Origin of the sequence: Haliea sp., assembly GCF_040222615.1 — a bacterium.
GTDB lineage: Bacteria > Pseudomonadota > Gammaproteobacteria > Pseudomonadales > Halieaceae > Haliea.
Map to the genome: position 1 here is coordinate 1 of NZ_JAVKCQ010000213.1, position 2,792 is coordinate 2,792.

Sequence of the window (2,792 nt, forward strand, 5' to 3'; positions counted from 1 at the left end):
CCCACGAGCGTCTTGCAGGTGGCTTCGACGTTACCGCTGCCGATCGGAAGCCTCTCTCGCCGCGCGGCCGCGTAGTCCATGCGCGCGTTGTCGCTCAGCGACCGCTGGGACGCCGCGATGGGCATCACGCTGCGCGTCACGCCGCCGCGCATCGAGGTCGCCGCGTGCTCAGCATGAGAACCACACCCGCTGGCAGGAAGCCACGAACTCGACTTCGTTCGGGTCGGGATCTGACACTGAGCAAGGGCGGGGGGTTTCCGCGGCGTCTTGCACCCGCTGCGTGAAGGATGAGCGCGATGTGATCGACTTCGCTTTGTTCACCGGAGGCGCGTCGAACGGCGGCAGAAAGATGGGGCAGAGCCTGTAGTGTCCGATTTGCAAACAGCGAACGGAGGATGCCCCATGGCCACAATCGTGATTGAGATTCCGGATGCACTCAAGCCCATCGTTGAGCCGTCGATGCGCGCGTACGTGGACGCGGTGGAGCAGCAAGTCCGGGCCGGCGAGGCGCGCCGGCGTGTGGACTACGCCGGTTTCGAGGTGAAGCTCGCCGAAGCGACGGCGGCGATGGAGCGAGCTGGGCACCAGGCGGCACTGTCTGCGCTCGACGTCGACGCTCCCGGTTTGACGCTCAGCGGCGTGGCTTACACGCGGGTGGGCCGCTACCAAGCGCCCTACAAGACGCCTGCCGGCCCGGTGCCGGTGATGCGCTCGCTGTACCGCCGCGTCGGCGAGCGCAACGGTGAGACAGTGAACCTGGTTACGCTTCGCTCCGGCGCCGTCGCCGACGAGTGGCTTCCCGATACAGCGAAGCAGATGGCGCATCTGCTTCAGCTGGGACCGTCGAGGGAAGCGGAGCAGACGGCGCAGCGTCTCGGGCGACTGCCGTACTCGCGCTCGAGCTTCGAGCGGGTCGGCCACGCCGTGGGCGAGATGTACGTCCCGAGGCGCCACGACATCGAGGAGATTCTCATTGGCTCGTTCGAGGTTCCCGACGAGGCGGCCAGCGTCAGTGTGTCGCTGGATCGCGTGACCGTCCCGATGGAGGAGCCGCGCCCGCGCCCGCCGGGTCGACCGCGCAAGAACGCACCGAGGAGACCGGTCGATCGCGTCTTCCGCATGGCCTACTGCGGCACGGTGACGTTGCACGACGCCGACGGCGAGGCGCTCCACACCATTCGGTACGGCTGCATGCCGCTCAGTGACGCGGAGGCGCTGTGCACCAGCCTGGCTGGAGACGTCGTGGCGATGCGCGAGCGGCGACCAGACCTGCACGTGATGCTCCTGTGCGATGGCGCACCCGAGATGTGGAACCTGCTCGACGCCGAGTTCGACGAGGAGACCTTTGGCAAAGTGCATCGCCTCATCGACTTCTGGCACGCGGTTGAGAAGCTGGCGCCGGCTGCCAAGGTGATCGCCGGCGACGACGAGGCGTCGAAGCCGTTGCTCGCGCGCTGGAAGCTGCTGCTGCGCAACAGCAGCTCTGCCCGCGCAAAAATCCTCGGCGAGCTGCATGCGTCGGGCAAGGAACACGTTACGGTGGGCACGAGCGAGCCTGTTCACGAGGCGATCACCTACTTCACGAACAACGCCAAGCGCATGGACTACGCGGCCGCGCGGCGAGAGAGGCTTCCGATCGGCAGCGGTAACGTCGAAGCCACCTGCAAGACGCTCGTGGGCCAACGCATGAAGCGCTCGGGAAGCCGCTGGAAGAACGCCACCGGCGATCACGTGCTGCACATGCGCGCGTTGTCGCTCAGCGACCGCTGGGACGCCGCGATGGGCATCACGCTGCGCGTCACGCCGCCGCGCATCGAGGTCGCCGCGTGCTCAGCATGAGAACCACACCCCTTCGTTCGGCGTGCGGCTATTCGTGAAATTGAAACTCAGGGCTCGGCGTCCTTGCGCGACGAGCTGAGGGCCGTGATACAGCCTGTAGACGATCCGTGGCTCAGTCCCGCACCGTTTCCGAATGCACACACGATCGAACTTGATGAGAGCGATTCAGCGTTTCAAAACCCTGAGTCAGCACCGGAGATGTAGGAGATACTCATGCGGCTAAAGTTAACGGGAATCCTGGTTGTTGCTTTCCTCGCCAGCGACGCTGCATCTTCGGTTGAGGTGCGAGCGGCAGCGAACCTTCCAAACTGCCTATGTACCTATACGGTGCCGCCTCTGGGAATGACCGGAGATGACTACTATTCCTCGATTTCGTGGAACACTAGCCCTAGTTGGTGCGGGTCGCCAATGGTTTCTCTGGCGGATTCGTATGGTATAAAAAGCAGCCATTGGGGTGCTGGCTATGGCTTCTTCCAGTGCGACCAGACATTGCCATTCGCAAGATCAATGAATGCGATAACCGCTTTGGCACTTTCTGGGCCAAATGCGGTTACCGGTACGCTGTTTCAGTTTCAGACGCAAGCCTTCCCGCTTATTGACTGGGCGTACCTGTGGACCTTGAACAAGCTGGATGATACGCGCGGACAATGCGAGCACGGCGACATGAAGCAATTCAACGCTTCTGAGTCGGGAGGTACGATAAAGCTATATATTCGACGATCGGGAAGCTGCCAGATGGGTTTCTTCTACGGTAATGATACCGCCGAAAGGGCCGGGATACTCGTTCATGAGGCGAGGCATGTGGGTGGCCCAGGTCACTACAATACATACCAGGACTTCAACTTCGGAAGTGGGGGCGCCTACGAGTTTCAGGCGACGTGGCTTCGGCAGTACGCGGAGAACGGTCAGGCTGCGCCAGGCGATATGCGTTGTTCGGCCGCGGATCGAGCCCA

At 63.1% G+C, this 2,792-nt stretch carries 2 protein-coding genes; both read left to right on the forward strand.

The window, feature by feature from the left end; genetic code table 11:
* Positions 1-402 precede the first annotated feature (402 nt).
* Entirely contained in the window at positions 403-1,839 is a 1,437-nt protein-coding gene (locus RJQ10_RS16710) for an ISKra4 family transposase (RefSeq protein WP_350148517.1), read from the forward strand.
* 408 nt (positions 1,840-2,247) lie between these two features.
* Positions 2,248-2,792, forward strand: a 545-nt coding sequence (locus RJQ10_RS16715) for a hypothetical protein (protein ID WP_350148518.1), incomplete at its 3' end; no start/stop codon positions are given.

Coding starts and splice junctions, on each gene's coding strand:
- RJQ10_RS16710 (WP_350148517.1), top strand. CDS start 403: ATGGCCACAATCGTGATTGAGATTCCGGATGCACTCAAGCCCATCGTT.